Raw genomic sequence first — 2345 nt, forward strand, 5'->3', positions numbered from 1 at the left:
CTCCTGACCGATGCCGAAGTCGAAAAAATCCCGGCCGTGAAAGTCGTCTTCGACGACATCCGCGCGACGCGCAAATCTGATTTCGTCAACAATTTCTGGCGCGGGCTGGCCAATGATCCTCCGGCGCTGAAGCGGATCTGGGAACAGTTGAAGGTGGTGATGGTGGCCGACAGCGCCATCGATCCGCTGACCAAGGAGATGATCTACATTGCTGTCTCGACCGCCAATGGCTGCTCCTACTGCGTCCACTCGCACACGGCGGCAGCGCGAGCCAAGGGCATGACCGATGCGCAGCATGGCGAGCTGGTGTCGATCATCGGGCTCGCCGGCCAGACCAACCATCTGGTGACGGCGATGCAGATTCCGGTTGACCCGCAGTTCGAGGTGAAGTGAGGCCTCACACCGGCCGGTAAACCTTCTCCGCCGTGTTCCAGAAGATATCCGCTTCCGCTACCGAACCATGCTTCGCCACCGCGTCGCGGTGCGCCTTGATCAGCTCGGCGTGGCTGGTCCACAGTTTTTCGATCGGGAAGTTCGAGCCGAACATCAAATGGTCGGCGCCCAATATGTCGATCGCATTGTCGACGATATAGGCGATCAGAGCCGGGTCGTTGCGGTGGACGAAGGTGCCGAGGCCGGAGAGCTTGGCGTAGAAGTTGGGGGCGGCTGCAAGCGTGCGCAGGCCTGCCTTCCAGGCTTCGGTGGTTTCCGGCTCCATGCCGGTCAGCATACCGGCATGGGTGAGGATGAAATTCGTCTCCGGGTTTTCGCCGACCAGCGTCAGGCCGTCCTTCATCTGGGCGGGGAAGAGCTGCAGGTCGAAGGACAGGCCATAATCCTTGAGCCGCGCCACATTGGCGCGCACGTTGGGGTCGATCACCTGGTCGGCGGAGGCGGCGAAACGGAAGGCCGGCGTCTCGTGCCAGTGCAGCTGCATGCGCACGCCGCGCAGCAGCGGATACTTTTTCAGGCGATCGATCTGAGTCCTGATATCGTCGACGGTCATGTCGGTATAGCCGACGATGGCATGCGGCCAGCCGGTTTCGTCGGATGTCTTCTGCAGGAATGCGACTTCCTTCTCGAAATCCTCCTTGGCCCAGTTGGTCTGGACATAGACGGCCTTTTCGACGGCTGAATCCCTCTGGTCTTCGAGAAATTCCTCGATCGGGTAGTCGCGCCGGATCGGCTCGTAGGGACCGAAGATGCGCGGCACCATCGGCCCGACCAGCCAGGGCTGGTCCTTTTGGCGCCAGATGTGGAAATGCGCGTCGATTGTTTTCTGCATCATGAAACCCTCTTCCAGATTGCCGCCGCCGCTGAAGCAGGGCGAGCGAGCGACAGGATGAAATCGGTGAGGCCGGCGAGTGATGAGCCGTCGACCAGATCGTCGAGCACCGGCAGGATGGCGCGAAGTGCAGCCGTTGCCGGCCGGAAGCGCGGGTCGCCGGCTAGCGGTGTGGCCAGCGACAGCCGGAAAGCGCGGGCGCTCAGCCGTCGCATCGCCGTCTCCATCTCGCCATGATCGCCGCGCTCCAGCGCGTCGGACAGGATCACGACCGTGGCACCGCGTGCAAACGACGAGAAGCGCGGCACCGAGAGGAAGGCGAGCAGCGTCGGTCCCATGCGGGTGCCGCCATCCCAGTCGTCGACCTGGGCAGCGGCGCGCGCCAGCGCCTGGTCGCGGTCGCGGATGCGCAATGCCGTGGTGATGCGCGTCAGCCGCGTGCCGAAGGTGAAGATTTCGGCGCGGTCGGCACCTTGTACGGCCGCATGTGCCAGCTTGAGATAGTCCGCTGTGTGCAGCTTCATCGAGCCGGACACATCGATCAGCAGAAGCAGCTTGCGCGGCACAGTCTGGCGGCGGCGCAGCAGCGGCGAGGGGACGTCGCCATCGGCGCTGACTATTTCCCTCAGCGACCGGCGCAAATCGAGCTTGCCGCGCGAGTGGGTGCGTACGGTGCGGAAGGAGCGCCGGGCTGGTAAAGCGGTCGAGAGTTTGCGACGAAAGGCGGTCAGCCTGTCATCGTCGCGCTGGAAGTCGCGGGCACTCAACTGCTCCAGGGCCGAAGAGAGGTCGCCGCCCTCTTGGCTTTGTTCGGCCTCGAGCCGTTCGTCGTCGGCGCCGCCATCATCCTTGATGCGAGTTTCCTCGTCGGCGTCGCCTTCGACCACGGCGGACGTATTGCCATAAAAGTGGCTCTGGAAATGCGCCTCGAATTCGTCGCGGCGGTCGGGCGGCGGCGCCAGCGTGGCAAGGGCGGCCTCGCGGATGTCTGCCATCGAGCGCGGCCCGAGCAACGTCACCGCCTGCATGAAACAGGAGACCTGCTCGGGCCGCGCTCGAT

Annotated in this window: 3 protein-coding genes; 1 reads left to right on the forward strand and 2 read right to left on the reverse strand. The window is 63.9% G+C overall.

The window, feature by feature from the left end; genetic code table 11:
• Positions 1-393, forward strand: a 393-nt coding sequence (locus tag EN749_RS34260) for a carboxymuconolactone decarboxylase family protein (protein ID WP_245491563.1), incomplete at its 5' end; no start/stop codon positions are given.
• A 4-nt stretch (positions 394-397) separates the two neighbouring features.
• Here the strand turns inward: EN749_RS34260 and EN749_RS34265 are convergent.
• Entirely contained in the window at positions 398-1285 is an 888-nt protein-coding gene (locus tag EN749_RS34265; protein WP_164895651.1) for an amidohydrolase, read from the reverse strand.
• Positions 1285-2345, reverse strand: a 1061-nt coding sequence (locus EN749_RS34270) for a VWA domain-containing protein (RefSeq protein ID WP_245491564.1), incomplete at its 5' end; no start/stop codon positions are given. The genes EN749_RS34265 and EN749_RS34270, both read right to left, overlap by 1 nt.

This window comes from Mesorhizobium sp. M7A.F.Ca.ET.027.02.1.1, assembly GCF_004022985.1.
Lineage (GTDB): Bacteria > Pseudomonadota > Alphaproteobacteria > Rhizobiales > Rhizobiaceae > Mesorhizobium.